The organism is Nguyenibacter sp. L1 (assembly GCF_035199985.1).
GTDB lineage: Bacteria > Pseudomonadota > Alphaproteobacteria > Acetobacterales > Acetobacteraceae > Gluconacetobacter > Gluconacetobacter vanlangensis.
Genome location: NZ_CP127015.1, coordinates 1,288,256 through 1,314,136, shown reverse-complemented (window position 1 = coordinate 1,314,136; position 25,881 = coordinate 1,288,256). Strand labels below are relative to the sequence as shown.

At 63.3% G+C, this 25,881-nt stretch carries 28 protein-coding genes; 18 read left to right on the top strand and 10 right to left on the bottom strand.

The features are described from left to right. Positions 1-9: 9 nt before the first annotated feature. Positions 10-789, bottom strand: coding sequence for a glucose 1-dehydrogenase (locus QN315_RS05875; protein WP_323992090.1), 780 nt, complete (start codon positions 787-789; stop codon positions 10-12). A gap of 99 nt (positions 790-888) precedes the next feature. Here QN315_RS05875 and QN315_RS05870 point away from each other — a divergent pair, with 99 nt between their 5' ends. Further along, positions 889-1,464 (top strand): TetR family transcriptional regulator, encoded by a 576-nt coding sequence (locus tag QN315_RS05870; RefSeq protein ID WP_323992088.1) that lies wholly within the window; start codon positions 889-891, stop codon positions 1,462-1,464. Positions 1,465-1,479: 15 nt separating this feature from the next. Here QN315_RS05870 and QN315_RS05865 read toward each other — a convergent pair whose 3' ends face one another. Then, positions 1,480-2,415, bottom strand: coding sequence for a GlxA family transcriptional regulator (locus QN315_RS05865; RefSeq protein ID WP_323992086.1), 936 nt, complete (start codon positions 2,413-2,415; stop codon positions 1,480-1,482). A 119-nt stretch (positions 2,416-2,534) separates the two neighbouring features. Between QN315_RS05865 and QN315_RS05860 the strand changes: the two genes are divergently transcribed. Together QN315_RS05860 and QN315_RS05855 are read left to right on the top strand one after the other, a co-directional pair. After that, on the top strand, positions 2,535-3,341 hold the full coding sequence (locus QN315_RS05860; RefSeq protein WP_323992084.1) for an SDR family oxidoreductase: 807 nt from the start codon (positions 2,535-2,537) through the stop codon (positions 3,339-3,341). A gap of 48 nt (positions 3,342-3,389) precedes the next feature. Next, complete coding sequence (locus tag QN315_RS05855; protein WP_408904591.1) at positions 3,390-3,977, top strand: transcriptional regulator, SarA/Rot family; 588 nt, start codon at positions 3,390-3,392, stop codon at positions 3,975-3,977. Between the two features lie 151 nt (positions 3,978-4,128). On the opposite strand, the gene QN315_RS05850 is transcribed toward QN315_RS05855, so the two are convergent. Beyond that, the gene (locus QN315_RS05850) at positions 4,129-4,788 is read right to left on the bottom strand and encodes an HD domain-containing protein (RefSeq protein WP_323992080.1); all 660 of its coding nucleotides are present in this window, start codon (positions 4,786-4,788) and stop codon (positions 4,129-4,131) included. Positions 4,789-4,955: 167 nt separating this feature from the next. On the opposite strand from QN315_RS05850, the gene QN315_RS05845 reads away from it, so the two are divergent. The 3 genes from QN315_RS05845 to QN315_RS05835 all read left to right on the top strand — a co-directional run bounded on the left by QN315_RS05845 (position 4,956) and on the right by QN315_RS05835 (position 6,736). Further along, a complete protein-coding gene (locus tag QN315_RS05845; protein WP_323992078.1) occupies positions 4,956-5,924 on the top strand; it encodes a GlxA family transcriptional regulator in 969 nt (322 codons plus the stop codon). Between the two features lie 110 nt (positions 5,925-6,034). Continuing rightward, positions 6,035-6,256, top strand: a complete 222-nt coding sequence (locus tag QN315_RS05840) for a hypothetical protein (protein WP_176638375.1) — start codon at positions 6,035-6,037, stop codon at positions 6,254-6,256. 177 nt (positions 6,257-6,433) lie between these two features. After that, positions 6,434-6,736, top strand: coding sequence for a DUF6496 domain-containing protein (locus tag QN315_RS05835; RefSeq protein ID WP_176638374.1), 303 nt, complete (start codon positions 6,434-6,436; stop codon positions 6,734-6,736). Positions 6,737-6,953: 217 nt separating this feature from the next. Here the strand turns inward: QN315_RS05835 and QN315_RS05830 are convergent, their stop codons facing one another. After that, entirely contained in the window at positions 6,954-7,421 is a 468-nt protein-coding gene (locus QN315_RS05830; protein ID WP_323992076.1) for a general stress protein, read from the bottom strand. A 147-nt stretch (positions 7,422-7,568) separates the two neighbouring features. On the opposite strand from QN315_RS05830, the gene QN315_RS05825 reads away from it, so the two are divergent. After that, the gene (locus QN315_RS05825) at positions 7,569-8,105 is read left to right on the top strand and encodes a hypothetical protein (RefSeq protein WP_323992074.1); all 537 of its coding nucleotides are present in this window, start codon (positions 7,569-7,571) and stop codon (positions 8,103-8,105) included. 138 nt (positions 8,106-8,243) lie between these two features. On the opposite strand, the gene QN315_RS05820 is transcribed toward QN315_RS05825, so the two are convergent. Continuing rightward, complete coding sequence (locus QN315_RS05820) at positions 8,244-8,621, bottom strand: PRC-barrel domain-containing protein (protein ID WP_323992072.1); 378 nt, start codon at positions 8,619-8,621, stop codon at positions 8,244-8,246. Between the two features lie 227 nt (positions 8,622-8,848). Here QN315_RS05820 and QN315_RS05815 point away from each other — a divergent pair, with 227 nt between their 5' ends. Continuing rightward, entirely contained in the window at positions 8,849-9,535 is a 687-nt protein-coding gene (locus QN315_RS05815; protein ID WP_323992070.1) for an extensin family protein, read from the top strand. Between the two features lie 64 nt (positions 9,536-9,599). Here QN315_RS05815 and QN315_RS05810 read toward each other — a convergent pair whose 3' ends face one another. From QN315_RS05810 to QN315_RS05800, 3 genes are all read right to left on the bottom strand, one after another. After that, the gene (locus tag QN315_RS05810) at positions 9,600-10,193 is read right to left on the bottom strand and encodes a hypothetical protein (RefSeq protein WP_323992068.1); all 594 of its coding nucleotides are present in this window, start codon (positions 10,191-10,193) and stop codon (positions 9,600-9,602) included. Positions 10,194-10,284: 91 nt separating this feature from the next. Beyond that, the gene (locus QN315_RS05805; RefSeq protein WP_323992066.1) at positions 10,285-11,202 is read right to left on the bottom strand and encodes a DUF6328 family protein; all 918 of its coding nucleotides are present in this window, start codon (positions 11,200-11,202) and stop codon (positions 10,285-10,287) included. Between the two features lie 142 nt (positions 11,203-11,344). Beyond that, on the bottom strand, positions 11,345-11,605 hold the full coding sequence (locus QN315_RS05800; RefSeq protein WP_323992064.1) for a hypothetical protein: 261 nt from the start codon (positions 11,603-11,605) through the stop codon (positions 11,345-11,347). Between the two features lie 184 nt (positions 11,606-11,789). Here QN315_RS05800 and QN315_RS05795 point away from each other — a divergent pair, with 184 nt between their 5' ends. The 9 genes from QN315_RS05795 to QN315_RS05755 all read left to right on the top strand — a co-directional run bounded on the left by QN315_RS05795 (position 11,790) and on the right by QN315_RS05755 (position 22,835). Then, positions 11,790-12,986: an MFS transporter gene (locus QN315_RS05795; RefSeq protein WP_323992062.1), complete on the top strand. Its 1,197-nt coding sequence runs from the start codon at positions 11,790-11,792 to the stop codon at positions 12,984-12,986. A gap of 639 nt (positions 12,987-13,625) precedes the next feature. Continuing rightward, positions 13,626-14,780, top strand: a complete 1,155-nt coding sequence (gene argE / locus QN315_RS05790; RefSeq protein WP_323992060.1) for an acetylornithine deacetylase — start codon at positions 13,626-13,628, stop codon at positions 14,778-14,780. A 27-nt stretch (positions 14,781-14,807) separates the two neighbouring features. Further along, entirely contained in the window at positions 14,808-15,110 is a 303-nt protein-coding gene (locus tag QN315_RS05785; RefSeq protein ID WP_323992058.1) for an NIPSNAP family protein, read from the top strand. A gap of 36 nt (positions 15,111-15,146) precedes the next feature. After that, positions 15,147-17,531: a TonB-dependent receptor domain-containing protein gene (locus QN315_RS05780; RefSeq protein ID WP_323992057.1), complete on the top strand. Its 2,385-nt coding sequence runs from the start codon at positions 15,147-15,149 to the stop codon at positions 17,529-17,531. 42 nt (positions 17,532-17,573) lie between these two features. Continuing rightward, entirely contained in the window at positions 17,574-18,452 is an 879-nt protein-coding gene (locus QN315_RS05775; RefSeq protein WP_323992056.1) for an FAD binding domain-containing protein, read from the top strand. Next, positions 18,449-18,925 (top strand): (2Fe-2S)-binding protein, encoded by a 477-nt coding sequence (locus QN315_RS05770; RefSeq protein WP_323992054.1) that lies wholly within the window; start codon positions 18,449-18,451, stop codon positions 18,923-18,925. The genes QN315_RS05775 and QN315_RS05770 overlap by 4 nt, the downstream gene beginning before the upstream one ends. Continuing rightward, a complete protein-coding gene (locus QN315_RS05765) occupies positions 18,918-21,275 on the top strand; it encodes a xanthine dehydrogenase family protein molybdopterin-binding subunit (RefSeq protein ID WP_323992052.1) in 2,358 nt (785 codons plus the stop codon). Before QN315_RS05770 ends, QN315_RS05765 begins: the two co-directional genes overlap by 8 nt. Next, entirely contained in the window at positions 21,272-22,255 is a 984-nt protein-coding gene (locus tag QN315_RS05760; RefSeq protein WP_408904590.1) for an NAD(P)-dependent oxidoreductase, read from the top strand. The genes QN315_RS05765 and QN315_RS05760 overlap by 4 nt, the downstream gene beginning before the upstream one ends. Beyond that, on the top strand, positions 22,245-22,835 hold the full coding sequence (locus tag QN315_RS05755; RefSeq protein ID WP_323992048.1) for a carbon monoxide dehydrogenase subunit G: 591 nt from the start codon (positions 22,245-22,247) through the stop codon (positions 22,833-22,835). Before QN315_RS05760 ends, QN315_RS05755 begins: the two co-directional genes overlap by 11 nt. A gap of 9 nt (positions 22,836-22,844) precedes the next feature. Here the strand turns inward: QN315_RS05755 and QN315_RS05750 are convergent, their stop codons facing one another. Together QN315_RS05750 and QN315_RS05745 are read right to left on the bottom strand one after the other, a co-directional pair. Further along, entirely contained in the window at positions 22,845-23,801 is a 957-nt protein-coding gene (locus tag QN315_RS05750) for a LysR family transcriptional regulator (RefSeq protein WP_323992046.1), read from the bottom strand. Between the two features lie 336 nt (positions 23,802-24,137). Further along, positions 24,138-24,719, bottom strand: coding sequence for a TetR/AcrR family transcriptional regulator (locus QN315_RS05745; RefSeq protein ID WP_323992044.1), 582 nt, complete (start codon positions 24,717-24,719; stop codon positions 24,138-24,140). A 120-nt stretch (positions 24,720-24,839) separates the two neighbouring features. Here QN315_RS05745 and QN315_RS05740 point away from each other — a divergent pair, with 120 nt between their 5' ends. Further along, positions 24,840-25,820, top strand: coding sequence for an SDR family NAD(P)-dependent oxidoreductase (locus tag QN315_RS05740; RefSeq protein ID WP_323992043.1), 981 nt, complete (start codon positions 24,840-24,842; stop codon positions 25,818-25,820). Positions 25,821-25,881 lie beyond the last annotated feature (61 nt).

The window sequence follows — 25,881 nt, the reverse complement described above, 5'->3', positions numbered from 1 at the left end:
GTGGTCGTCTTACGTTTCGGCGCGGAAAATCGGGGAGCCGGCAGGCGCGCCGATCGTGCCGCCATCGACGACGATCTCGGTGCCGGTGATATGCCGTGCCTCATCTGAGGCCAGGAACAGCACCGCGTTGGCGATATCCACGGCTTCGCCGAAATGGCCCAGCGGAATGGAGCGGGAATAGCCATTTTCCAGCGCTGCCAGCGCCTCGGGGGTCGTTGCGCGTGCGGCCCAAATCGGTGTGCGGGTGGCGCCCGGCACCACGCTGTTCACCCGGATGCCGCGCGGTGCGAATTCCGATGCCAGAACGCGGTTCATCGCGCCGATCCCGCCCTTGCTTGCGGCATAGGCAGACGCTCCCGGAATGCCCAGTACCTGGTGTACCGATCCGTTGAGAACGATCGATCCACCCTTCTTCAGGTGAGGGGCAGCCGCTTGCGCGGTGAAGAAGACGGCAGTCAGGTTGGTCGCGATAATGCGTTCGAAATCTGCGCGGATCGTCGTCCCGACCGGCGTACTGCCCGAGATCCCGGCATTGAGGAACAGGACATCGAGTGCGCCGAATCGCTCGATTGTGGCGGCGATCGCACGCTCGGCCGCGCCGTCCTCGGTCAGGTCGGCCTGTATGGCGAGCGCGTTCGGCCCCAGCTTCGCCGCTGCCGCATCGAGCGTCTTCCGGTCGCGACCCGTGATCGCGACCCGTGCCCCTTCCTGGATGAAGCGCTCGGCCGTGGCGAGGCCGATGCCGCTGTTGCCACCCGTGATCAGGGCGATCTTGTCACGTAGCCTCATTGTCTGCGTCTCCTATTGCATTACAATCATAATGTAGAATTATGATTGTAATGCAATAGGCGCGGACCTAAATTCCGGCAGCAGGGACGAGAGGGACGGATGCGCTATCAGAAAGGTCGTCGGGAGGAAACGCGCCGGCATATCATCGACGTGGCGGGCCGGCGCTTTCGCCAGGATGGGATCGCGGCTGCCGGCATTGCCGGGCTGATGACGGATGCCGGCCTGACCAACGGCGCGTTCTACACACATTTCGAGTCGAAAGAGGATCTGGTCCGGCAGACCTTGGACATGATGCGCCAGAGTGCCGGCGGTGCCACCGTGCAGGCGATCCGCGATGGCGCGCCGCCCGAGATCTGGTTGCGCCGGTATCTCAGCCCGTCTCATCGCGACAATCCGGGTGGGGGGTGTGTCGCGGCCGCATTATCGGCCGAAATCGCCCGGCATCCGGAAGAAACGCGCGATGCCTTCCGTGCCGCGTGCGAGGAATTCGTCGGGCAGATCGCGGACAGCCTGCCTGCCGGTACGCCGGCGGCGCGGCGGGCGACCGCACAGGCGCTTTATGGGTTGATGATCGGCACGCTGCAACTGGCGCGCGTGATCGGGCCGGGGGCCGAGTCCGATGCGATCCTGGAAAACGGCGTGCGGGCCGGGTTGTTGATGATCGGCGGTGGATAAGGGCGGCGGACGGGCCTATGCCTCCGCGAGGTTGCGCCTGATGTCCTGCGGCGGCACGCCATAGGCGCGCAGAAAGGCTCTGCGCATCCGGTTGCGGTCGTCGAAGCCGGTTTCGCGCGCGATGACTTCAATCGGATGGCGACCTTGTTCCAGCATCAGGCGCGCGGCTTCGATGCGCAGTTGTTCGATCGCCTTGGCGGGAGATTCCCCGGTTTCGGCGCGAAAGAGGCGGCTGAACTGGCGGGGACTGAGATGCGCGGCCTCGGCCAGCTCCTCGACGGACAGACTATTCCGCAGATTGCGCCGGGCATGATCCAGGGCATTCTGAATCCGGTCCGATTTCGGTTCCAGTGCCAACAAGGTCGAATGCTGCGACTGGCCACCGGCGCGACGGTGATAGAGCACCAGCTTCTGCGCGACTGATCGCGTGATGTCCCGGCCCAGATCCTTTTCGATCATCGCCAGCGCGAGGTCGATCCCGGCACTCATGCCGGCGGAGGTCCAGATTGCGCCGTCAATCAGGAAGATCCGGTCCTCTTCCACCTTGATCGCCGGAAACCGGGTGCGCAATTCGGAGGCCATAAGCCAGTGTGTGGTCGCGCGCCGACCGTCCAGCAATCCGGCTTCCGCCAGGACGAAGGCACCCGTGCAGATCGACGCGAGGCGACGCACGCTTCTGGCGGCAATCCGAATATGCTCCACCAGCCCCGGCGAAGGATCGGGGATCCCCGTCCCGCCCAAGACGATCAGGGTGTCGAAATGCGTGTCGTCCAACGTCGCGCTGTCGACCGAAACGGCGTCTGATCCCCGGATCGTGCCGCCGCTCTCCGAGTGGACCGATACTTCGTAGACCGGCGGATCGCTGACGAGATTGGCAACCTCGAACGCCGTCGCAGCGGCGAGACCTATGATCTGGAACCCCGGGTAGACGATGAACCCGACGCGCTGCATAGCCGCGATCTCCTTTGTCTTGAATTGACGCTTATACGACATTCAAGACAAAAGCCAGCCCGCCTATGGTCCCACCCAGCGACGGCATCACGCCTTCGCATCGAAAAGGAACCAAGGTAATGGCAACGCAACATCCGGGAACGGCGCTGGTGACGGGAGCATCGTCGGGGATCGGCGCGATCTACGCGGACCGGCTGGCCCGACGCGGTTATGACCTGATCCTGGTCGCGCGCAATCGCGCACGGCTCGACGAACTGGCGGCGCGGATCAGCGACGAGACCGGTCGGTCCGTTGAGGTCGTAACCGCCGATCTGGGTCAGGACGCAGACGTCCGCCGGGTGGCAGATATCCTGAAGACTGATCACAGCATCACCACGCTGGTCAACAATGCCGGTGTCGGCGCGACGGCGCCCGCCCTCCAATCCGATATCGACGCGATGGAGGCGATGATCGGGCTGAACGTCACCGCTCTCACGCGACTCACCTATGCCGCGCTACCGGATTTTGTGGCCCGCGGACAGGGGCTGATCGTCAATATTTCGTCGATCGGCGCCATTGCGCCTGAAGTCCTGAACGGTGTGTACGGTGGCACCAAGGCCTTCGTGTTGGCGCTGACCCAGTCATTGCACAAGGAACTGGCTGGTACCGGTGTCAACGTCCAGGCGGTTCTGCCGGGTGCCACGGCCACCGAGTTCTGGAATGCGGCGGGCACGCCGATCGAGCACCTGCCGTCCGGCATCGTCATGAAGGCAACGGACATGGTCGACGCCGCCCTGGCGGGGCTGGACCAGGGCGAACTGGTGACGATCCCCTCGCTGCCCGATGTCGCGGACTGGGAAGCCTACGAGAACGCCCGCCATGCCTTGATGCCGAACCTCTCGCGTTCGCTTCCGGCCGCTCGCTACACCAACGGCGATCTCACGTGATCGCCGCTTCGGTAAAAGGAAACAAGCGGAATAGCCCGTTGCGAAGAGTTGCTTCGGCTTGGTACCACCTATCCGCAGTATCTCGTCATGAACGTGCTCTGGGAGAAGAACGGGCAATCCGTCGGAGCGGTCGCCGATCGCCTCGCACTGGAGTCGAGTACGATAACGCCTCTCGTGACGCGTCCGGAAGCTGCGGAATTCGTGCGACGCCAACGCAATTCGGACGATGAGCGCCAGGTCGTCGTAATGCTGCGTTCGAAAGGCGTTGCGTTGCGCCGGGACGCAACATGCTTCGCGGCGACCCTGCTCAAGCGATTGGCGCTCCGGTATCCGATCTTGTCCGCCTCACTGAACAGGTCCGCGGCTTCAGGGACGCCCTCCTCGCTGCCCCTCCAGAAGCAGGGTAACCGGCCGCGGTTTGGCTTATTCGCATCCGGCAGCGAGAACCTGTGCTGCGGCGACAGTCTCGTTTCCGGGAGATGGATGGTCGCGATACTTTCCATATTCGGGCAGGCAGCCATAGGTGAGGATAGAGTTGTAAGAGGGCTGCTTGAGCAATCTGATCAGGCCATCGGGCTCGGATCGCCGAACGTGCAGCCTCGGCCGCCTCCGGCAATGACATGCCCGTTGATATGAATATTGGCCCGCCTGGGGCTGAAGCGCGGTCATCTGGAGCAGGCCGAGGGGTACATTCATGAAATGTTCCCGGACTCCCTTGCGCTTCATATAGCACTGACTGGCATGCGGAAGCCTGCAGGATCGAGTAACCACAGGCATGCGGTCGGGATCAGGCATTCCAGCGCGATGTACGGATGATTGAGCAGAAGTTTCCTTTGTGAAAATGCGGCTCCTTATCAGCGATCACATCCGCCTTTACGTTACCGAAGGTCGTGTCCGGCTTATGGCGGATGCCGTCGTAGAATGCCTGGATGATGTCTTCCTTGAAATGCGGTGTTCTTGGAAAGGCGGCGACGATTGCCTCGCGGACCGCGTCGGGATATCGGTCGTACGTAAGGCCGAGAACATCCATTTCGACGCCGGCCGTGGTGAGCGCGATCACGGGATGCATGAATTCCGGCACGCCTGGGGTCGTGTGGAGGGCGATGCCCGTCCAGACCTTTTCGATGTCAGATGGATCGACATCGTGACTCTTGAGGAAGTCCCGCGCGGCATTGGCGCCGTCAACTTCGAAGCGAAGAGTCTCGCTGCTGTGCGATGGCATCAATCCGATATCGTGGAACATCGCGGCGGCATAGAGGAGTTCGGGATTGAAGGTCAGTTCGCGCTGCTGCCCGGCAAGCGCGCCGAAGAAGTAGACGCGGCTTGAATGATTAAAGAGCAGTTCGCTTTCGGTATCACGAATGAACTCCGTGATCGCGCGGCCAAGAGAAGAGTCCGGCACAACGATGCCATTGATGCTCGTCCCAGAACGAAGCGTATCTATCATGATGTAAGCTCTTTTTTGTTTCCGGCTCCGACGATCCTGACAACGGTGTCGCGACCATCCGGCGACCGCCTGCCTCATGAGGCGTGTCGTCTCATTCGGACTTTATTCTCTGTCGCCTGTGGCAGAAATGACATATATACCTCGTATTCTGCCATGAGTGACAGACGATGATGCCGACTCCCTCCGATACCCTTACCATCTGGTTCGTCGTGTTTCCCGGCTTCGAACTCCTCGACGTGAGTGGCCCGTTATGCGCGTTTCATCTGGCGCGCGACGTTCATCCGACGGGCTATGACATCCGGACCGTCTCGGTGTCCGGTGGGCTCGTGGCCAGTTCATCGGGAGTGACAATCGACACCGTCCAGCCATCTGTGCCCGGGCGCCTCGATACGCTTGTGATCGTGGGGGCCCCCGACACGGAGATGCTCTCCCGGCAGACTGATCTGATCGCACTCGTGCGCATGCTGGCGCCCCATGCGCGGCGCAGCGCCAGCGTCTGCACAGGAACGTTCGTTCTGGCGGCAGCCGGGCTGCTTGACGGACATCGCGTGACGACCCATTGGCGTCATACGGCTGATCTCCAGCGTCGATACCCTTTGCTCAAGGTCGAGGCCGACCGGATTTTCATTCACGACGGTGCGATCTGGACCTCGGCCGGCATTACCGCCGGCATTGACCTTGCACTGGCGATGATCGAGGAGGATTTTGGGATCGAAAACTCCAAGGCCGTCGCAAGAGAACTTGTGGTTTATCATCGCCGCAGCGGCGGCCAATCTCAGTTTTCGACTCTTCTCGACCTGGAGCCGCGCCCGGGGCGCATTCGCGATGCTATTGCCTATATTCATACGCACTTGCGGGAGCCATTGTCGGTTGAGCAACTGGCAGATGTCGCGAAGATCAGTCCACGCCAGTTTGCCCGACAGTTCGTCGTGGAGACGGGGGAGACGCCGGCTCGCGCTGTTGAGCGCCTGCGGTGTGACGCCGCTCTCCCACGTATCGAAAATACGAGCGAACCGCTCGACCAGATCGCCTTGCATGTCGGCTTCCGTGATCTCGAACGCATGCGTCGTGCATGCCTGCGCGTCTATGGACAGCCGCCACAGGCTCTACGTCGGTCAAGCCGTCATAGAGCCTAAGCGTTTAGTCCCAGGCTTTGAGGGATGCATTATTGACGCGAGCCCAGCCGCCAAGCTCGCCCCCACCGCAACTGCCGCCGCCACGTCCACAGATCCGGGCCGAGAGCAGCGTGTCGCTGATCGCCCTGGTGGCGGCGGTCATGTTCGTGCCTCGGCCCGATAACGCCGGCCACAGCCCGGCAGCGGCCATCGAACGGTTCCACTCCGCGTCACAATCGGCCGGATCGGCGGCAGATCGATATGGCCGTAACGATGACGGCAGCGCTGAGGTTGCCCCGGATATCATGGATGATGTCCATCGCATCATGACCTACGCCAATCACGTCTTATAATCCGGCACTTACTTCAATTTCAGGGGGCAAGGTCATATCAAAAACCACATTGGAAAAAAACAAAAGGAACTGGCAAGACACGCTTGATAATGCCGTATCCGTCTCCATCTGCGTTTCGCGGTCCGCAGTCCATGGGACGGACGTCGGCGGCAAGCTACGCACGAATGGAGTGCCATCATGGCAAAACAGTCGAGGGAACAGAAAGAGACGGTCGAACGGGTGATGCATGAGTTCAAGCATGGAGAACTCAAGACGCGCGGGCAGGATGGAAAGCCGGTGAAGAAGCCGCAGCAGGCGATCGCGATTGCGCTGCATGAGGCTGGCGCGACACGGCAGGAATCCGGAAGGAAAAATAAAGAAAATCTTAGACGTACCAAAGAGAAAGAGCGGAAAGGCGAAACATTCCAGGCCGAAGCGGAAGGTAAGGCGGCGCAGGATCGGACTCTGGAGCGTGGCCGCACACGTGGGAAAAGGGGATGAGGGGTCGCATTTCCATGTCCGTTGAATGATGCATGAGAGCGGGCTGCCGTCGCGCGGTGCGCCACGGCTTTCCCGCTCTCTGCCAATCTGTTTTTCCCGAGGGAGATTACACCTTAGAGCATTTCCACTGAACACCGGTTCAGCGGAAATGCTCTATGTCGTTATTTTATCGAGTATCTTCACCCATTCAAACGATTCCGTCTGAATGGGATCTGCTCTAGCTGCCGTCGCCGGTGTCGTCCGAACCGTGACTTGCGCTGCCCCCTTTGCGGCCGGCCTCGGCGGCGAGTTCATGATCCTTGGAAAAGGAGCGATCCTCGGGCGCTACGCTTTGTCCGCCCTTGCGGCCGGCTTCGGCGGCGAGTTCATGATCCTTGGAGAAAGAGCGATCCTCGGGCGCCACGCTTTGTCCGCCCTTGCGGCCGGCCTCGGCGGCGAGTTCATGATCCTTGGAGAAGGAGCGATCCTCGGGTGCCACGCTTTGCCCGCCCTTGCGGCCGGCTTCGGCGGCGAGTTCATGATCCTTGGAAAAAGATCGGTTTTCAGGGGCGACGCTCTGGCCGCCCTTCGACGCGATATCCTGTTGTTTCTTTTCATCCATCGCACCGAAGCCACGTGTCTGGGCCATTATTTCCTCCTGTCGATTTAAGAGAGAAGCGTTTCGCCTTAGGCGGACGACCCGCATACAAATAAAAGCACAAAAATATCCATAATTGTCAAAAAAATTAACACCATTATGTGAGGAAAAATTGAAGAAGCTTAAGCTTTGTCTTGAGTATCTAAAGCGCTGTTATTAAATTAATTGGTGCAATACGTGAATGAAATATTTCAAATGAGCAATTTTCTTCTTCGATCGATCAGGCGTTCGCGTAAGGGAGAGCGATCCGAAATTTTCGCCGCAACCCGGTCGTGGGGAGACCGTTGGCACGATATGCCTTCAATGGAGAGCGGGATCATGAGGATAAATAAAAAAATCAGCATGCCGATTGAAAGATTTTCAAGAAAATCATGTGATTTCCATGGATGCCGCATTCAGATGCGGAACAAGGTGTCCAAGCGAATGCCCATAATTTTGTCGGCGGCTCTTGCACTGGTGCCGTATACGATCATGGCCGCGCAACCGCCCGACATTCCGCAAGCTCCACCTTCACCGTCGGCGATGAAACCGCAATCAGGAAATAGCACCGACCAGAAGCGGAAGACTGTCCCGCCTTCCGAAAAATTGCCTGACTGGCCTCAATTGAAACGGGACCAGGTCTCTCCAACTCCGAAGCCCCCTTTGAAGATGAGGCCGGCCTCGCCCGAGGAGATAAAGCGCGCGCACAATCCGGCGCCGGGCGGCATTCCGCCCGATCAGCGGCCGCATTGACGGGTGGTCGCGTTATACGGGTGGTCGCGTTATTCAGGGTGCCGCCACATAATGGCGGCACCCCGTATCGATTGACCTGATGTCGAGTACGGCGCAAGGACACACTGCAATGAAAGATATCGAAGGTCGATATCGTGTTCAGTGTCCCATGGTGCCTTCGTAATATTCATCGATCCGATGACTGTATACTTGATCATCCCAATTTGGCAGGGCTTCCGACGTATAGCTGGGCGCCGATTTCAGTTGTTCCGGCGTCAAGTCCACAACATAGCCCCCCAGATTCGGGTCGTAAGTCAAGGCACTCCACGGCAGGGGATGATAGCGGCTGCCCAGACCCAAAAAGCCACCAAAACTCATCACCGCGTAGGCGACATGGCCCGTGCGCTTGTCGACCATGAAATGGTTGACGGTCCCCAGCTTCTCGTTGGCGCGCGAATAGACCGCCGTGCCCTCGACCTTGTCCGAGGCGATAAGCTCATGCGTTTCGTCGATTTTGTCCGTGATCGGATCCGCCATGATGGCCTCCTCTGGTTGGATCACGAAAGATAGGTTGGCATGGCGACGTGCTTCCCAAAGGGCATGTGGATTTTTTTGCTTGCACGATATCTTGAAGTCGGCCAATCGGCATTGGAAAGAAAAAGATAAGATGTAACATGCATGTTTCTTGATAGCGGCTTTTCGGAATCGTGCAGTGGAAGGGAGGGGGGACCTTTGCGGCATCATGTCGAATAACGGAGGCGTCCTTGCGTTTCCTGCATTTCGCGATCTTCATCACCGGCCTTGCGATCGTCGCCATGCTCGTTTTCCACAGCAGGTGGCTTCCGCCGTCCTATGATCCTGCCTTGCCTCTGGATTTGCGCGCGCCTCGTACCGTCATGACGCCGCTGAAGCTTCGGATCACTGCCTTTTTTCCGGAATTCTGCCGCGCCGCCCTGCGGACCGCGCCCTTACGGGTTAAGCCGCAGGCCAGCGGCGGCACGGCAACGTGCCCGTTGAGCGATATCTTTACCGTCTCCGGAGGGCCTGTCGCCATGGAGCCGGAAAGCTTTCTGGCATCCTGCGACCTCGCCGTCCGCTGGGCGCTGTTCGAAACCGATGTCGCCCTTCCCGTGGCCCGGTCGGTATTCGGTACCAGACTTGCGCGCATTCGGCATGTCGGCAGCTTTGCCTGCCGCGATGTGCGCGATCGTCCGGGTATCCGGAGCAGCCATGCCACAGCCAATGCGATCGACGTATCGGCATTCGTTCTGGCGGACGGACGTGAAATCCCACTCAGCGCATGGAACGGCCAGGGTGTCGATGCGGTTTTTCTCCGCAGGATTCGCGACGAATCCTGTGGCGTCTTCGAAACCGTTCTATCGCCGGATTATGACAGGCTGCACGCCAGCCATTTTCATTTCCAGGCGACGGGGTTCGGACTGTGCCGCTGATGCCGCCGGCCAACACCAGGCCGTGCTCGATCCGTGGCGGATCGGTATGGAGAAACCGGACCGGTCAATGGTCGTTGACCGGGGGCGAAAGGAGCAATGGCCGGTCGGCGTCGCCGGGTAGCAGGCACTGGCAATGTTGCGCGAAGCGCCAGGGGGCGGTTGCGGAGGCCCGGCTGAGCAGCCAGAACACGTCGAAACGCTCGCTTGGCCATGCCCAGGTTTCGGGAATTTCCGTCAGGTCGTCGGGCGCGGCGATGGCGCGCGCCAGTGCCGGCAGACCGTCATGTTGCCAGCAGACCAGATGAACCCCGGTCCGCCGGCGCAGGTCCGACGCCAGTGCCTGTTCCTGATTCAGGCTCCAGGTCAGGTCGAGGGACAGGGACAGTCGGTCGGCAAGGGGCTGGACGGTCTGTTCCGGCCGGTGGCTGCGGCCCCCGTTCTCGCGAAACGCCGAGACCAGGATCCTGTCGGGCGCCGGTAGTGGCACCTGGACGCGTGAGTCGCGGCCGAGCAGCAGGGCAAGCGCGCCGGCGCGTTGCCAGCCGCGAGCGCTCAACGCGTGCTCGTCCGGTTGACCGGCGGGGGACAGACCGATCTCGTTCCTGTCCTTGTCCGGCTTTTCGGCATGCCGCATCAGGATAATTTCGGCTTCGGGCATTTCGTGGATTCCTTGTGCCGGAGGTTTTGGGACCAGGTCCACGGCGTGGGCGCGGCGGCCCCGGCCGGTGCGGAGTCAACGATGCGGCGGATTACGCGTTTCGGGACCGTCGCATGACCATCGGCCAGGCGAACCATAACCCATATAGCAGGCATGCGACGGCGATGGCCGTGGCGGCGCCGGTGCGCGGCCCCGCGATCCGGGCGATCACGACATAGCTGTCGCCCGCCAGGCCCAGGGCCAACGGGACCAGGGCCATGGCCGTGACGGCCCCGCCGACGCTCAGGAACCTTTCGCTGTCTTCGCCTGCCCAGACGATGCGATGTAGCGCTGCGGGCATGACCAATAGGATGACGGACAACGCCACGCACAGCAGGGCTGCCCCGTGGACCAGGCGCGATGCAGCGGGCAGGGTTTCGAATGCGGCGGCGAAGACGATGACCAGTTGGAAGCCCAGAAGCGCCTGTGCGCCCGGCAGGATGACGCGTGCTTCGGTCAGCATCGCCTCGATCCTGGCATGCAGCGGGGGTAGAACGCGCCGGTTCCGTCGCATGCCGGCCGCATGCCGTTCGGCGGCGCCGATGTGGCGTTTCATCATCATGCCCGTGCCATACCAGGCGATGAGGGCAAGACCGGCGAGGCCCGCGCCAACCGCTCCGCCCGCCCGCCCGTTTCCGTCGAGAATATGTTCCGCCGCGATCGCGACGTCGAGCCCGAAGGCGATCGTGAACGGCAGCAGCGCCGATGCGGTCATATAGGTGACCAGCCGGAGGAAATGCCCGGTGCCGTAGCCGTCCGCCGCAATGCGATGATAGCTTGACGGTGCGATCAGCAGGCCGGTGGTGAGCAGCATCAGGCCCAGTGCCCCGGCCGCCATCGCGCGGGCATGCGTCGGCAGGCTGTCGAACCGGTTTTGGAAGGCGGCCTGGAACTGGAAGCCGAGCAGGATCTGAGCCCCCAGAATCAGGGTACGCGTCTCGTCCAGCGCCATCTTTACCGAGTCATGCAAGGTCCGTTGCTCCCCTGCTGCGCGTGGCAGACCGGCGGCTTCGGAGCGTTCCGGGTGACGTGCCAGACGCCGGGAGGTGGCGCGGTGAACCCGGCCGGATGGACGCATCCGGTCGGATAAAGATGCGCGCCAAAACAATCAGCTAGAGCCATATTCGTGAACCGGTGCGAATGGGTATGGCTAAAGGATATTGTTCTTCCAGCAACTGTTCGTGATAGTGTTCGCCGAAATGACGAAGGAGCGCCGCCATGTCCACGTTTGCGGCATTCGTCTCGATGCACGGCGCGGCCTCACGATAGACAGTCAGAATACGTTGCGACACGCCATGCTCGCGCATCAAGTCTTCGTTGGCGGTGACGTCGCCTTCCGTGGCGCCGGCATCACGTTTGCAGCCGGCGGGCATCGGGTCTGCTCCCCGGCAGAGCCGTGTGCCGGACGGGAACAGATGGCGACGATGCGGGTTTCATCGGCGTTCATGAACTGATCGGCCGCCGCCCTGTCTTCAGGACGGGTCCGTCTGGAACTTCCTCGGATCTTTCGGAGCGTCGCGTGTCGCCTTTTCCCACCCACGCCAGTGCCCGCGGTCGATGAGGCGCTGGCTGACCCGGAATGTCGGCCTGTATCTTGTGGCGACGACGGTATCGACGCTGGGCACGTCCATGGTCAGCCTGGCATTGACGTTCGCGCTGCTGCTGCATGGCCAATCCACCATCGTCCTCGGCCTCGTCCTGGCGGCACAGGCGGCGCCCACGGTGCTGCTGACCCTGCCGGCCGGCGCGATCGCTGATCGATGGTCACGGCGCGGCCTGATGATCGGCGCGGACCTGTTGCGCTGTGCCAGCCAGGGGCTGATCGCCGTCCTGATGTCCGGGCCCCATCCGTCGATCCCGCTGCTGATTGTGCTGGTGGCGCTGATCGGAACCGGCAACGCGTTTTACGGACCGGCGGAATTCGGCCTGATCCCGCTTCTGGTCGAGGCGTGGCATCTGCATCGGGTGAACAGTCTTCTGAGTCTTGCCGGCTCCATCACCGCCATCCTGGGGCCCATGCTGTCCGGGCTGCTGATCGCCAGCCACGGGCCCGTGCTGGCGATCGGCTTCAATGCCCTGACCTATGCCTTCAGCGCGCTCTGCCTTGCCAGGCTGGAAATCCGCGCCATGCCGGAACGTCCGCACACGTCATTTGCCGCGCGCCTGGCCACCGGCTGGGCGGTGTTTCGCCGTCTGCGCTGGCTGCAACTGATCACCATGCAGTACGGGGTCATGAACCTGGCGGTTTTCGCCCCCTTCCTCGTCCTGGGGCCGGCGTCGCTGGCGACTGCCAGCCATGGCGCCCGGTCCTGGGGCATCGTGTCGGCCGGGATCGGCGTCGGGGGTATCCTGGCCGCGCTCATTCTGCTGGTCGTCCGGGCGTCACGCCCGCTTGTGATGTACGAGGCCGCGACGGCGGTGTCGATCATCCCGCTGCTTCTGCTGCTGAACGGGGTGGGGGTGCCGTTTCTGGCCCTGGGCGGGGTCGCGTTCGGGGCCGGGATGGTAGTCCAGAACCTTGTCGCGCAGACGACGATACAGCGGAACGTTCCCGAAGAGGCCGTGTCGCGTGTCAGCGCCATTTTCAGCGTATGTGCCCAGGGAATGGCGCCGGTCGCCTATGCGTCGTGCGGTCTGCTGGCGCACGCGCTCGGCACGGCGCGCCTGCTGGCGGTGGGCAGCGGCATCGCCGCTGCCAGCGTCATCATGCTTTTATTCTCCCGCTCGATTCGGATTTTGATGGTGAGCCGGTGATGGAGAAATGGCCGGCAAGACGCTCGGCATCGGTCTTCTCCGAAGGCAGGCGCGGATCGCGCTCAAGGCGCTAAGCGTTGGCCACGCTGATGGAGCCAGGCAATTCCGATTTGGCGCCTGGTCCCATTTCCGGGGGCAGTTCAGAGCCGAATGGAGCCATAGTCCGCGACCAGGCTGCGTGGGCGCAGCGCCGGTTCGGCCTCACCTGCGGCGCCGTGCATCGAGCGGCCGTGCCGGTTGGGAGGATGAGCAGCACGCACGTTATCGCCCGCGACACCCCGATATCGGCCATCCTTTCGATGGGTTGGAATCGCAACAACTGTTCCGGAAATTCACCTTGAACCGACCATGCGATGTCGCAATGATTCCGGATATGAATTGTTCCTGGTGTCCTGATTCCGAAATTCGCAAGCGAATTTTGGAATCGAAAGGACATTAGAATCAATATTTTAGTGGCCTGCCGGTCCGAGAAATTCTCATAGGAATTTCTCGGGCGGGACACTAGAGCATCATCCGACCGGATGGACTCATCCGGTCGGATAAAGATGCTCGTTAAAACAATAAGCTAGAGCCATATCCGTGAACCAGTGTGAATGGATATGGCTCTAGTCGTGGGTCGCGATCGGAAGGGAAATGAGAATGGACTGCGTGGACATTCTGGAACGGATCGTGGCCTTCGATACCGCGAGTTCCCGTTCCAATCGAGAGCTTGCGCGCTTCATTGCCCAATATGCGAACGAACAGGGGGCGCATGTCCGGACGCTGAAGCATCCGGAGATGGACAAGCATGCGCTGCACATCGTCGTGGGCGGGGTGCGTGGCGGCGGCCTGGCCTTTGCCGGCCATCTGGATACCGTGCCGGCCGAAGGGCAGGCATGGACAAGCGATCCATTCGTTCTGATGCGGCGCGAGGGACGGCTGCAGGCACGGGGAGCGACCGACATGAAGGGATTCGTCGCCTGCTGCCTGGCGGCGATCCCGGAATTGCGCCAGATGGATCTGGCATTTCCGATCCATATCCTTCTGACCTATGATGAGGAGGTCAATGCCGAGAGCGCTCGGCTGCTGGCGGCGGACCTGGCGGATTTGTCCTTGCTGCCGGCGGCGTGCATCGTCGGCGAGCCGACCGGCATGCGGGTGGTGACGGACCAGAAGAGCAAGCTGGTGGCCCTGGTGCGGGCGACCGGCCGGCCCGGCCATTCGAGCAATCCGGTTGCCGGGATCAACGCGATCGACGCCGTCGCGCGGGCCGTGGCGTGGCTGGGCGCGCAGGCGCGGGCCGTCGCCGGCGACGGGCCGTTCGATCCGTTGTTCGCGCCGCCCTATTCGACGATGAATGTCGGCAGGATATGGGGAGGGATATCGGTCAATATCATTCCCGAACTGGCAGGGTTCGAAGTCGAATGGCGGGGCGTTCCGGGCGATGTGCCGCAGCGCAGCCTGGCGGCGCTGTCGGACCATATCCACAACGTGATCGTTCCCAGCTCGGGAGAGGAGGGGGAATGCGCGTTCTCGATCTCCGAAATCGGCTGGTATCCGCCGCTGAGCCGGGGCGGCAATGCGGCGCTTGCCGACTGGGTCTGCGGGACGCTGGGCGTGGAGCGCGATGGCGGTGTCAGTTACGCGACGGAGGCCGGTGTCTACCAGCAGGCCGGAATCGCCACAATCATATGCGGTCCGGGCTCCATCGCGCAGGCCCACAAGCCGGACGAATGGATCGACGGCGCGCAGCTCGATGCCTGCGCGCGGGCCATTCCCGCATTGAGCGCTGCCTTCGGCGCGCTGGGCGGGTAAAGGCGACGAACGGAAAGAATGGAAGACATGATCAGCGAAGAACGAAAATATCGCCTCGTTCCCGGGAGCATGACGCAATTCGTGTCGCTCTACAAGGCCGAGGGCTATCCCATCATCAGCCGATATGCGACCTTGGTGGGATGCTGGACGCATGAAAGCGGCGTGCTGAACACGATCTCCTTTATCTGGTCCTATGACAGTTTCGCCGAGCGAGACCGCCAGCGCCAGCTTCTGGCCGCGAATCCGCAATGGCAGGATTTCAACAGCAGGATCATCGGATTCATCCTGTTCCAGGAGAGCATCTTCCTGAAACCGGTATCTCTGTCCTGACGGAACCTTACGGTCTTATGCAGCGGAGTGGCGACCATGAAGGCATCAAAGGCTGATTATTTCGTATTCGCAATATATTGCCTGACATGCGGCGGCGCGCAGGCACAGGCGCCGCGGAAGCTGGCACCCCGTCATCCGCCGCCGCATGCCGTGCCGGGGCCGGCACATGCCCCGCTTCATCCGGTGCCCGCCGCGTCGGCGGAAAGCATCGTCGTCAATGCCAGACTGGGCAACAACCAGGGGGTGACCAATACCACCCCGGGCGGCGGCCTGATGCCCATGCAGACGGCCCCCAGGGTCCAGAGCGGCGTTACCCGCGATTATATTGCCCGCCAGAGCCCGACGACCAATGGCATGGCGCTGCTGGGCAACCTGCCCGGCGTGGTGCTTTCCAGTCAGGATCCGCTGGGGGCGTCGAGCGACAATGTCTCGATCCGCGGATTGAACCAGACCGAGATCGGCGTGGTGTATGAGGGGGTCGCGCTGAACGATTCGCTGACCTATATCCCCTATACCGAAAACGCGGCCGATACGGAGAATATCCAGTCCATGACCCTGTCGCAGGGAGCGCCCGATATCAGCGCGCCCTTTTATGGGGATGTCGGCGGCCTGATCACCATGATGCTGCGCGACCCGGCCGACAAGGCGGGGGGACTGGTCAACCTGAGTTATGGTTCCAAGTCGCTGCAGCGCGAATTCGGCCGGATCGACAGCGGTTATCTGGGGCATAGCGGCGTCAAGGCGTTCGTCTCGTTCTCGAACGGGACCCAGGACCAGTGGCGCGGCATGGGCACCCAACGCAAGATGCATATCGATGCCAAGGCGTTGAAGGAATGGGGAGACGGCAACAGGGCGTCGGTCGTCTTCTCATTCGACAATAACGATACCAACCGCTATCGGCCCGTGACGATGGCGCAATGGAAGCAATATGGCCCGTCGCTGAATTATGACGGCCAGTATAGTTTCGGCGATACGAACTATTACAAATTCCTGACCTATGACCGGCGGACCTATATGGTGATGGCGCCGCTGCATTTCGCCCTGGCGAAGGGGCTGACGCTGGACGCGACGCCGTCCTACTTGCATTATCTCGAATATTACGGTGCGGGCACGACATTCAGCAATACCAGGAGCTGGTTCGGCACCGTGCCCGCCGGCAATCTGAACCTGCCCTATACCAATGCGGCGGGGATGGTGACCGCGAAATACGTCAATCCGGTGCCGCAGCGCACGGGCACGCTGTCGACCGGCCTGTCCTGGAGCCATGGCATCAATACGGTCCGGTTGGGCGACATCTATTCCTATATGTCGATGTCCGAGCCGATCGAGTACCAGGCGGCGGATTATCAGGGGAATGTCTCCAACCAGTGGGGGCAGTATCCGGTGCGCCTGCCGGACGGACGGACCTATCGTACGCTCGATCTGGTGGTCTGGCAGCAGATGAACACGCTGTATCTGGACGATACGCTGTCGTTGCTGAACGGGCGGCTGAAGATCAATGCCGGGTTCAAATACATGATGCTGTCGCGGCACCTGACCAACAACATCCCCGGCGCCGACTATGCCAGCGGGGGCAGCTATGCCCAGCCGCTGCCGCAGGCTTCGGTCAGCTACATGATCACGCCGGAGGACCAGATCTTTGTCGACGGGACGACGTCCTATCGGGCGCCGCAATCGTTGCAGGCCTATGCGCAATTATTTTCGACCGCCAAGCCCGGGCCGGTCACGGTGGTGAACCGGCTGAAGGGCGAATATGCGATCGGCGAGGAAATCGGCTACCGCCATCATGGGCTGTTCAATGTCTCGCTGGCATTGTTCAACTATAATCTGGTGAACTACCAGGTTCAGTCGACGACGTTCATCGACCAGGTACCGATTCCGACCGTAATTGATGCCGGCGGCAAGACCATACGCGGTGCCCAGATCGAGCTGGGGCTGCGCCCGTGGCATCATTTCAGCCCCTATGTCTCGGCCCAGTACCTGCATGCGACGATGGATAATAATTTCATCACCGGCGGCGACGTGCTGCCGACGGCCGGCAAGGTTGCGATCCAAAGCCCGGAATTTACCGCGGCGGTGGGCCTGTCGTACGATGACGGGTCGGTGTTCGGCAACTTCACGTTCAACTATGTCAGTTCGCAATATGCGACCTTCATGAACGACCAGAAGATTCCGGCCTACGAGACGGCGAATCTGGCGCTGGGCTATCGGTTCCGGAATGTGGGTTTTGCCAAGCATCCGCAGATCCAGCTCAATTTCATGAATATCGGGGCGAATGACTGGCTGTCGGGCCTGTATAGTGTGGGAACGAATGCCCGCCCCGTCATGGGCCTGCATGGGCATATGATCGGTGCTTCGGCGCCGCTCTATACGATCGGCGGCGGATTCGCGGCGGTGGCGTCGGTCAGCACGGGCTTCTGAGGGCGGGGGCCCGGACGGCAGGAACGGCAGCAGGATGATGCGGTGAAACCAGCTCCTTTTTCCTATCACCGGCTACAGACCGTGGCCGAACTCGTGGGGTTGACGGCGCGGCTGGGCGATGCGGCCGTCATCCTGGCGGGCGGGCAGAGCCTGGTGCCGATGCTGAACTTGCGCCTGTCGCGGCCGGAGCACGTCATCGACGTCAACGACATCGTGGAGATGGACCATCTTCTGCCGGAGCGGGACGGGCTGCGGATCGGCGCGCTGGTTCGCCACCAGCGCGTGGCCGAGAGCGCGGTGGTGGCCGCGCACATGCCGCTGCTGGGGCGCATGGCCGGCGGGATCGGCAATTACGCGGTGCGTCAGCGCGGCACCATCGGCGGGAGCCTGGTCCTGGCCGATCCGGCGGCGCACATGCCGCTGGCCGCCCTGCTGTTCGACGCGCGGCTGGTGCTGCGTTCGACGCTGGGCGTCCGCACCGCGGCTTATCGCGACCTGTATCGTTCGCCCCTGAATTGCGCGCTGGGCGCCGGGGAGGTCGTGGTGTCGGTCTGGTTTCCGCGCCAGCCCGAAACCATGCGGGCGGCGGTGGAGATGGTCCATGTCACGGCCGGCAGCTTTCCGGCCCTGATCTGCGCCGTCCGGCTGATTGCCGATGCGCAGGGGGGGCTGGCGGCGCTGACGGTCGTGGTGGCGGCCGGGGCCGTGCGGCCGCCGGTTCTGGATAGTCTGTTCGACGATCTGCGCGGCGCGCGGCCGGATGCGGTCCTGCAAGGCGAGGTCACGCGCCGCGTGGCGGCGCATATGGGCGGCCTGATCGCGCGGGATGCCGCCGGCCGCTACCTGTTGTCGGTGCTGGAGGCACGGATGGCCGCATGTCTGGCCAGGGTAACCTGCGACGCGAAGGAGACGGGTGCATGATCATCAGCCTGACGGTCAACGGCGACGTCCGGGATGTGGCGGCCGAGCCGCATTACCTGCTGTCGGACGTGCTGCGGGACCGGTTGGACCTGACCGCGACCCATGTCGGTTGCGAGCAGGGGATCTGCGGGGCCTGTACGGTGCTGGTCGACGGGCAGCCGGCGCGGGCGTGCCTGCTCTTTGCCGTGCAGATGGAGGGCCATGCCATCACCACCCTGGAGGGACGGGAGCCCTCGCCCGAACTGCGGGCGCTGCGCGCGGCCTTCCATGCGCATCATGCCCAGCAATGCGGGTTCTGCACGCCCGGGATCCTGATGACGTTCGCCGCCTATCTGCGCGACCATCCCGATTGCGACGAGGCCGGTATCCGCGCCGTGCTGGGCGGCAATCTGTGCCGCTGCACCGGCTATGGCCCCATCGTGCGGGCGATCATGGCGGCTGCCGCCGCCCTGCGGGAGGCGGCGGATGTCTGAGCGCGCGGCATCCGGGCGCGCGGCGTATATCGGCCAGCCGCGCCCCCGGCGCGAGGACCACCGGCTGCTGGCCGGCCTGGCGCGCTATGTGGACGACATCAAGGTCGCCGGGGCGTTGCATGCCGCCTTCCTGCGCTCGCCGCACGGCCATGCGCGCATCGTCTCGATCGACGTGGCCGGCGCGCTGGACCTGCCGGGTGTCGTGACGGTGGTGACGGGGGCCGATCTGGCGAAGGACGTGGCCGAACTGACGATCGCCCCGCCGATCGACGGCCTGCGGCCCACCCGCATGCCTGTCATGCCGGTCGACCGGGTGCGGTTCCAGGGCGACCTGGTGGCCTGCGTGGTCGCCGTGGACCGCTATGTCGCCGAGGAGGCGATGGAGCGCATCGTGGTGGACTATGCCGAGCTGCCGGCGGTTTCGGACATGTTCGCCGCCCTGCGCGACGACAGCGTGCTGGTCGATGAGGCGCTGGGCACCAATCTGGTGGCCCGGCGCGTCCATTGCGCCGGCGATCCCGAGGCGCGGCTGGCTGCCGCGCCACGGGTGATCGAGGCCGAATTCCACCAGCAGCGCCAGACCCATGCGCCGATCGAGACGCGCGGCTGCATCGCGCAGTGGGACCCTGGCCGCGACCATCTGACGGTGGTGATCGGCTCGCAGGTGCCGCATCCGCTGCGCACGCAAATCGTTCGCCGGCTGGGGCTGCGCGACAGCCAGGTCAGCATTTCCTCGCCCGATGTCGGGGGCAGTTTCGGCCAGAAGATCGCCCTCTATCGCGAGGAACTGGCCGTCTGCGCCCTGGCGCGGCGGCTGGGCCGGCCGGTCCGCTGGAAGGAGGATCGCATGGAGAACCTGCTGGCGGCGTGCCATGCGCGCGAGCAATGGTGCCGCACGCGCGCGGCGGTGGACGATAGCGGGCGCATCCTGGGCCTGACATTGGAGATGGTCGAGGATTTCGGGGCCTATTGCTTCTATCCCGCAAACTATATTTCCGAGGTCGTGGGGATCATCCTGACCGGGCAATACGGCATTGCGGATTACGGCTACGAGATCCGGGTCGCCTTGACCAACAAATGCGGGGTCGGCCCGATGCGAGCCCCCATGGCGATGGCGAGCTGGGTGATGGAGGGCACGCTGGACGTCATCGCCCGGCGGCTGGGGCTCGATCCGGCCGAGGTCAGGCGCCGCAACATGCTGGCCGACCAGGCGCTGCCTTATGCCATGCCGGGCGGAGAGACGCTGCTGGACGTCAACTGCGCCGAGACGATGGAAACCGCGCTGGCCGAAATCGGCTATGCTGCGCATCGCGCGCATGACGATGGCCGGTACCTGCATGGGCTCGGCCTGTGCAATGTCGTGGAATCGACGACCTACGGGTCGCGCTTCTACAAGAATTCAGGCATCGGCGGCTCGGGACACGAGGCGGCGCGCATCATCGTGGAGCCGGACGGCACGCTGAGCGCCTCGGTGGGGATGGCGGCCGCCGGCCAGGGATATGAGACGACCTTTGCCCAGGTCGTGGCCGACGGGGTGGGCGTGCGCCCCGAGGACGTGGCGGTCCGGCTGGGTCATAGCGACATGTCGCCCTACGGCATGGGCAGCCGGGGCGGAAGGGGGGCGACGGCCGGCGGAGGGGCGCTGTATCTCTGCGCGGCGGAGGTGCGGGCACATCTGCTGCGGCTGGCAGCTCATCGGCTGGGCCTGAACGCCGCCGACGGGCTGGACCTGCGGGACGGCAGGCTGGTGTGGGTGCGCGGCGGCGGGCACGAGGAGACCGGCCTGGATGTGGCCGACCTGGCGCGCACGGCCTATTTCGACCCGCTAGCCCTGCCGGAGGGGATGCGGCCGGGGCTGGAATTTTATCGCACCTACGATCCGCCGCCGATGACCTTCTCGAACGCCACCCACGCATGCCGGGTGCGGATCGCACGGGAGACCGGGCGGTTGGAGATTCTCGATTATCTGGTGGTGGAGAATTGCGGCACCGTCATCAACCCGCTGGTGGTGGACGGACAGCAGACGGGCGCGGTCGCGATGGGATTGAGCGGCGCGCTGCTGGAGAACGTCGTCTACGACCAGGCGGGGCGGAACTTGTCGGCCACGTTCGCCGACTACACGATCGCCACCGTGGCCGACATTCCCGCCATTCGCATCATCGCGCGGCCGACGCCGTCGTCGCGTACGCCACTGGGGCTGAAAGGGATGGCGGAAGGCGGAGTCATGGGCGCGATCGGCGCCGTGGCGAACGCGGTCAACGACGCCCTGTCGGTCGTCGGCGCCGAGGTGACGCGCCTGCCGCTGACGCCGATGCGGCTGCATGCCGCGATCCATGATCGCGATCCATGATGGGGCCGAGCGGGCGGCACAGGAACATGCCCAGGCACAGGAAGGCCAGGCATAGGAAGGATAGAAAAGACATGTCGCAGCAGAAACCGCGGCTCGGCTTCATCGGGCTGGGGCAGATGGGCGCGCCGATCGCCGTGCGCCTGCTGGAAGCGGGCTATCAGGTGACGGTGCATACGCGGACGCGGGGGCCTGCCGCGCCGGTCGTGCAGGCGGGCGCCCGCTGGACCGACAGCGTGGCCGGGGTCGCGCGCGCGGCGGACGTGGTCCTGACCATGCTGGGAATGCCCGACGATGTGCGGGACGTCTATCTGGGCGATGACGGGTTGCTGGCCTGTGGCCGGGCCGGGCAGGTCTGCCTGGACCTGACGACCTCCAGCGCCAGTCTGGCGGCCGAGATCGCGGCCCGCGCCGAGGCGGTGGGAATCGCGGTACTCGATGCCCCGGTTTCGGGCGGCGTGCCGGGCGCGCGGGCGGGTACCCTGTCGATCATGGTCGGCGGCGACGCGGCGGCGTTTGCGCGCATGCGGCCGTTGCTGGAGCGGGTGGGTGCCGCGTGCCGGTTTGGCGGTCCGGGTGCGGGCCAGCGGGCCAAGGCATGCAACCAGATCGTGATCGCGGGCACGATGATGGGCGTCTGCGAGGGGTTGGCCCTTGCCGGGCGGACGGGCCTGGAGCAGCAGGATCTGCTTCGGATGCTGGCCGGTGGCGCGGCGGGCGGCTTTCTGGTGCAGCATATGGGGCCGCGCATCGTCGCCGGGGATTATCGGGCCGATTTCTATGTGCGGCATTTCCTCAAGGATCTGGACATCGCGCTGCGCGAGGCCGCGCGGCTGAAGCTGGCGCTGCCCGCGACCGAGCTGGCCTGCCGCCTGTATGCCCGCCTGGAGCAGGAGGGCGGCGGGGCGCTGGGGACCCAGGCCCTGGCGACACTGTATGGTCCGGACAGCACGATGCAGAAGGAGCACGCCCATGAAGCTTGAAGGGCAGCAGGAGATCGCGGCACCGGTCGATACGGTGTGGCAGGCGCTGAACGACCCGCAGATCCTGCGGGACAGCGTGCCTGGCTGCACGGTCTTCGAACTGTCCGGACCGGATGAATACGCCATTCAGGTCGAAGCACGGATCGGGCCGCTTTCCGCGCGGTTCGGGGGCAAGGCGCGGATTTCCGACATCGTGCCGGGCGTTTCGTATGTGCTGTCCGGCCAAGGGCAGGGCGGGGCCGCCGGTTTTGCCCAGGGGACGGCGCGGGTGCGCTTGGAAGCGCGGGGTGGGGCGACCCTGTTGCATTACGACGCCGGTTTCGATGTCGGCGGCAAGCTGGCCTCGGTCGGCGCGCGCATGATCGATGGGCTGGCGCGGGACAAGATCGAGGCGTTCTTCCAGGCCTTTTCCGCGATCGTCACCGGAGGAGAAGAGGCCGCCGCGCCCGAGCCCGGCCCCCGCCCTGCGGGCCGCGCGGTGACGCAAGCGGGGACGATATCGAAAATCGCGCTCGTGCTGTCCGGTCTATCGCTGCTGGTGGCGCTGGCGGCGTTGCTGCGCGCCGGGCGTCGCCGGTAGGCGGGCCGGTCAGGCGACCGCCTGGGACGCGGTATTGCCGTTGGAGAGGGATTCGAGGTGTTCGCGCATGAAGGCCACGAATTGCTGGACCGGATAGGAGATATTGCGTTGCGCCCTGGTGAATAGATGGACCGATGCCTCGGTGCAGAGCCGGTTTTCGATCGGCAGGGCGACCAGCGTGCCGGCGTCGATTTCGGCGCGGACGGCGAAAACCGGCAGGAAGGTGACGCCGCGCCCGGACAGGACGAACCGCTTGAGGATACGGAAGGAGTTCGATTCCAATTCGGGGAAGATATGTACGCCGTGATTGACCTCGATACTCTTGAGCAGTTTGCGGATGCCATGGCTGCGGGTAGGCAAGGCCAGCTTGCGGGTCAGGATATCGTCGATCGTCATGTGGCTGCCGGCATGTTCGGCATCGTGCGCCGAGAGGATGGCATAAAGCGGTTTGTGGATATGCAGAATCGTGTTGATTCCGTCAAAATTCTCCATGTTATAAGAAAGTCCGATCTCGGAAATGCCGTCCGATACGGCCTGGCGAATGTCGTCGGTGCTGCCGACCGTGACGCGGATACGGATGCCGGGATGCCGGTCGGAGAAGGGCAGGACGGCGTGGTCGGTCAGGTCCTCGACGAAGCCGTCGCCGCAATGTACCGAGACCTGGCTGATGCGATGCCCTTTCTGGTTCGAAAGATAGGACAGGAGTTTCCTGTTTTCTTCCATCTGTCGGCGGGCGTATTCCGCGATGACCATTCCGGCTTCGGTGGGGACGATGCTGCGTGTCGTGCGTTCGAAGAGGGGTACGCCATGGCGAATTTCGGCATCGGAAATCTTGCGGCTGATCAGCGAGGCCGGTATCCCGAGCGACTTGGCTGCCTCGCGGACCGATCCCAGGCGCGTGACTTCCAGGACGCATTGTAAGAAGCGGGCATCAAGGCACCGGTCGAACAACTGCATGGTATCCATAATCCGTCCTTTCCGGCGAAGGCTCGTTGCGGATGAGCTTCCAACGGACCGTTCCGGATTGGCCGGCGCGGCGGCGTTCAACGTATAAAGAGGGATCAAGGCAGGTAGAATATCGGTTGTTGAGGCCGGACCCCATTACGGACCCGCATCGGAGCAGACTGCTCTGTGGTTGTCTAGGATATTCTTCCGGGAAAGGGAGTGCCGGCCAGTGGCCGAGCCCCACGTGCGGGAATCCGTTTAGTCTGAAGGTGATGCAATCGCGGCTGTTGCCGCCTCCTTTGCAATGTTGCGAAAAACACGAGCGGCGGCGGCGTTGAGCGGACAAAGCTGTGAGACTTACGGTGCCGATGACCGCGAGCCCGCGATGAGAATGTCAACGAGGCGTTTCGCGCTTTTCTCCCAGCCCGGCCCGGACGAGAAATTGGAGACTCCCGCCAGGGCGCGAAGCAGATCGAGCGGCTCGATATCCGCGTTGAGATCCCCGCTTTCCACCGCAGCAGCCACGAGCTTGTCGATCGCAGTCTGGAGGACGGCGCCGGACTGAGCATAAAGCGTGCTCGTTCCTCCGACCAGCCTATTGAGTGCCGGTGCGATGACCTGCTTGGCGGCGATGTAATCCACGAATAATCGCATCCATGCGCGAAGGGCCTCCACCGGCGGATGTTGCGCTGCGAGAACCGGCGCTGCTTCGGCAAGGCGGTCCAGTTCAGCGCGATAGACCGCCTCGATAAGAGCGTCGCGACTGGGAAAGTGACGATAGAGCGTTCCGATGCCCACATCCGCGCGCCTTGCGACTTCATCCAGAGGAATGTCGACTTCGCCCTCCGTAAACGCGGCTTTGGCCACTTCCAGGAGATGCTCTCTGTTGCGTTGTCCGTCGCTGCGCGGTCGGCGGCGGGGCGTTTTCACGTCGGTCACCTGTCCCCTCTTGTTAAACGGAGTGATGTTCCGTATATATCAAACGGAGCGATACTCCACATATGACACCGAATGCCGTTTCGGCAAGAAATGCATGTACCATTTCGAGGAGTTCCACCGATGACACAGATTTTTGGCGCAACCTCGACGACCGACGATGTTCTCTCCGGCGTGTCCCTGAAGGGCAGGCGCGTTCTCGTGACCGGCGTTTCCGCCGGGCTGGGCGTCGAAACGGCCCGGGCGCTGGTGGCTCATGGCGCGCATGTCGTGGGTGCGGCGCGCGATCTTGCGAAAGCGGGGCGCGCGACGGAACAGGTTCGCGCGGCTGCGGAGCAGGGCGGCGGCGCGTTCGAACTGACCGCCCTGGACCTCGCGGATCTGGCGAACGTGCGCGCCTGCGCCGACCGTCTGAACGCGCAAGGCGCGCCGTTCGATCTGGTGATCGCCAATGCAGGCGTCATGGCGACGCCGTTCGGGCATACGAAGGACGGGTTCGAGACGCAGTTCGGCACCAATCATCTGGGACATTTCGTCCTGGTCAACCGAATCGCAGGCCTGATGCGTGACGGCGCCCGGCTGGTCAATGTGTCGTCGGTGGGACATCGCTTCGCCGACGTCGATCTTGACGATCCGAATTTCGAGCATACGCCTTACGTGCCGTTCGTGGCCTATGGGCGCTCCAAGACCGCCAACATTCTCTTCGCCGTCGCATTCGATGCACGACATCGCGCGCGGGGCGTGCGGGCGACGGCGCTGCATCCCGGCGGAATCAGGACGGAACTGGCGCGGCATATGGCGCCCGGTGAGATCGAAGCCATGGTGAGCCGGATCAACGAGCAGGCCGCCGCCGAGGGTCAGAAGCCGCACCAGTTCAAGAGCATTCCCCAGGGCGCAGCAACATCCGTATGGGCCGGCGTGGTCGCCGGGGCCGACGCGGTAGGCGGGCGCTATTGCGAGAATTGCCGCGTCAGTGATGTCGTGCCGGACGATCAGCCGATCAGTCTGGTCAATGCGGGGGTACGCGCCTACGCTCTCGATCCGGCACGCGCCGAGGCCCTGTGGACGAAAAGCGAGGACATGGTCGGGGAACGCTTCGCCTGAGGCGTTCGCGCGAACCGCACTTCGATCCGGCGTAGGGTCACGACCGCGCAACCGGACGGCG

Coding starts and splice junctions, on each gene's coding strand:
- QN315_RS05845 (WP_323992078.1), top strand. CDS start 4,956: ATGATGCCGACTCCCTCCGATACCCTTACCATCTGGTTCGTCGTGTTT.
- QN315_RS05795 (WP_323992062.1), top strand. CDS start 11,790: ATGAGGCGCTGGCTGACCCGGAATGTCGGCCTGTATCTTGTGGCGACG.
- QN315_RS05765 (WP_323992052.1), top strand. CDS start 18,918: ATGTCTGAGCGCGCGGCATCCGGGCGCGCGGCGTATATCGGCCAGCCG.
- QN315_RS05835 (WP_176638374.1), top strand. CDS start 6,434: ATGGCAAAACAGTCGAGGGAACAGAAAGAGACGGTCGAACGGGTGATG.
- QN315_RS05865 (WP_323992086.1), bottom strand. CDS start 2,415: ATGCAGCGCGTCGGGTTCATCGTCTACCCGGGGTTCCAGATCATAGGT.
- QN315_RS05825 (WP_323992074.1), top strand. CDS start 7,569: ATGAGCAATTTTCTTCTTCGATCGATCAGGCGTTCGCGTAAGGGAGAG.
- QN315_RS05875 (WP_323992090.1), bottom strand. CDS start 789: ATGAGGCTACGTGACAAGATCGCCCTGATCACGGGTGGCAACAGCGGC.
- QN315_RS05800 (WP_323992064.1), bottom strand. CDS start 11,605: ATGCCCGCCGGCTGCAAACGTGATGCCGGCGCCACGGAAGGCGACGTC.
- QN315_RS05755 (WP_323992048.1), top strand. CDS start 22,245: ATGAAGCTTGAAGGGCAGCAGGAGATCGCGGCACCGGTCGATACGGTG.
- QN315_RS05770 (WP_323992054.1), top strand. CDS start 18,449: ATGATCATCAGCCTGACGGTCAACGGCGACGTCCGGGATGTGGCGGCC.
- QN315_RS05810 (WP_323992068.1), bottom strand. CDS start 10,193: ATGCCCGAAGCCGAAATTATCCTGATGCGGCATGCCGAAAAGCCGGAC.
- QN315_RS05760 (WP_408904590.1), top strand. CDS start 21,272: ATGATGGGGCCGAGCGGGCGGCACAGGAACATGCCCAGGCACAGGAAG.
- QN315_RS05860 (WP_323992084.1), top strand. CDS start 2,535: ATGGCAACGCAACATCCGGGAACGGCGCTGGTGACGGGAGCATCGTCG.
- QN315_RS05785 (WP_323992058.1), top strand. CDS start 14,808: ATGATCAGCGAAGAACGAAAATATCGCCTCGTTCCCGGGAGCATGACG.
- argE (WP_323992060.1), top strand. CDS start 13,626: ATGGACTGCGTGGACATTCTGGAACGGATCGTGGCCTTCGATACCGCG.
- QN315_RS05830 (WP_323992076.1), bottom strand. CDS start 7,421: ATGCGGGTCGTCCGCCTAAGGCGAAACGCTTCTCTCTTAAATCGACAG.
- QN315_RS05870 (WP_323992088.1), top strand. CDS start 889: ATGCGCTATCAGAAAGGTCGTCGGGAGGAAACGCGCCGGCATATCATC.
- QN315_RS05780 (WP_323992057.1), top strand. CDS start 15,147: ATGAAGGCATCAAAGGCTGATTATTTCGTATTCGCAATATATTGCCTG.
- QN315_RS05750 (WP_323992046.1), bottom strand. CDS start 23,801: ATGGATACCATGCAGTTGTTCGACCGGTGCCTTGATGCCCGCTTCTTA.
- QN315_RS05820 (WP_323992072.1), bottom strand. CDS start 8,621: ATGGCGGATCCGATCACGGACAAAATCGACGAAACGCATGAGCTTATC.
- QN315_RS05850 (WP_323992080.1), bottom strand. CDS start 4,788: ATGATAGATACGCTTCGTTCTGGGACGAGCATCAATGGCATCGTTGTG.
- QN315_RS05740 (WP_323992043.1), top strand. CDS start 24,840: ATGACACAGATTTTTGGCGCAACCTCGACGACCGACGATGTTCTCTCC.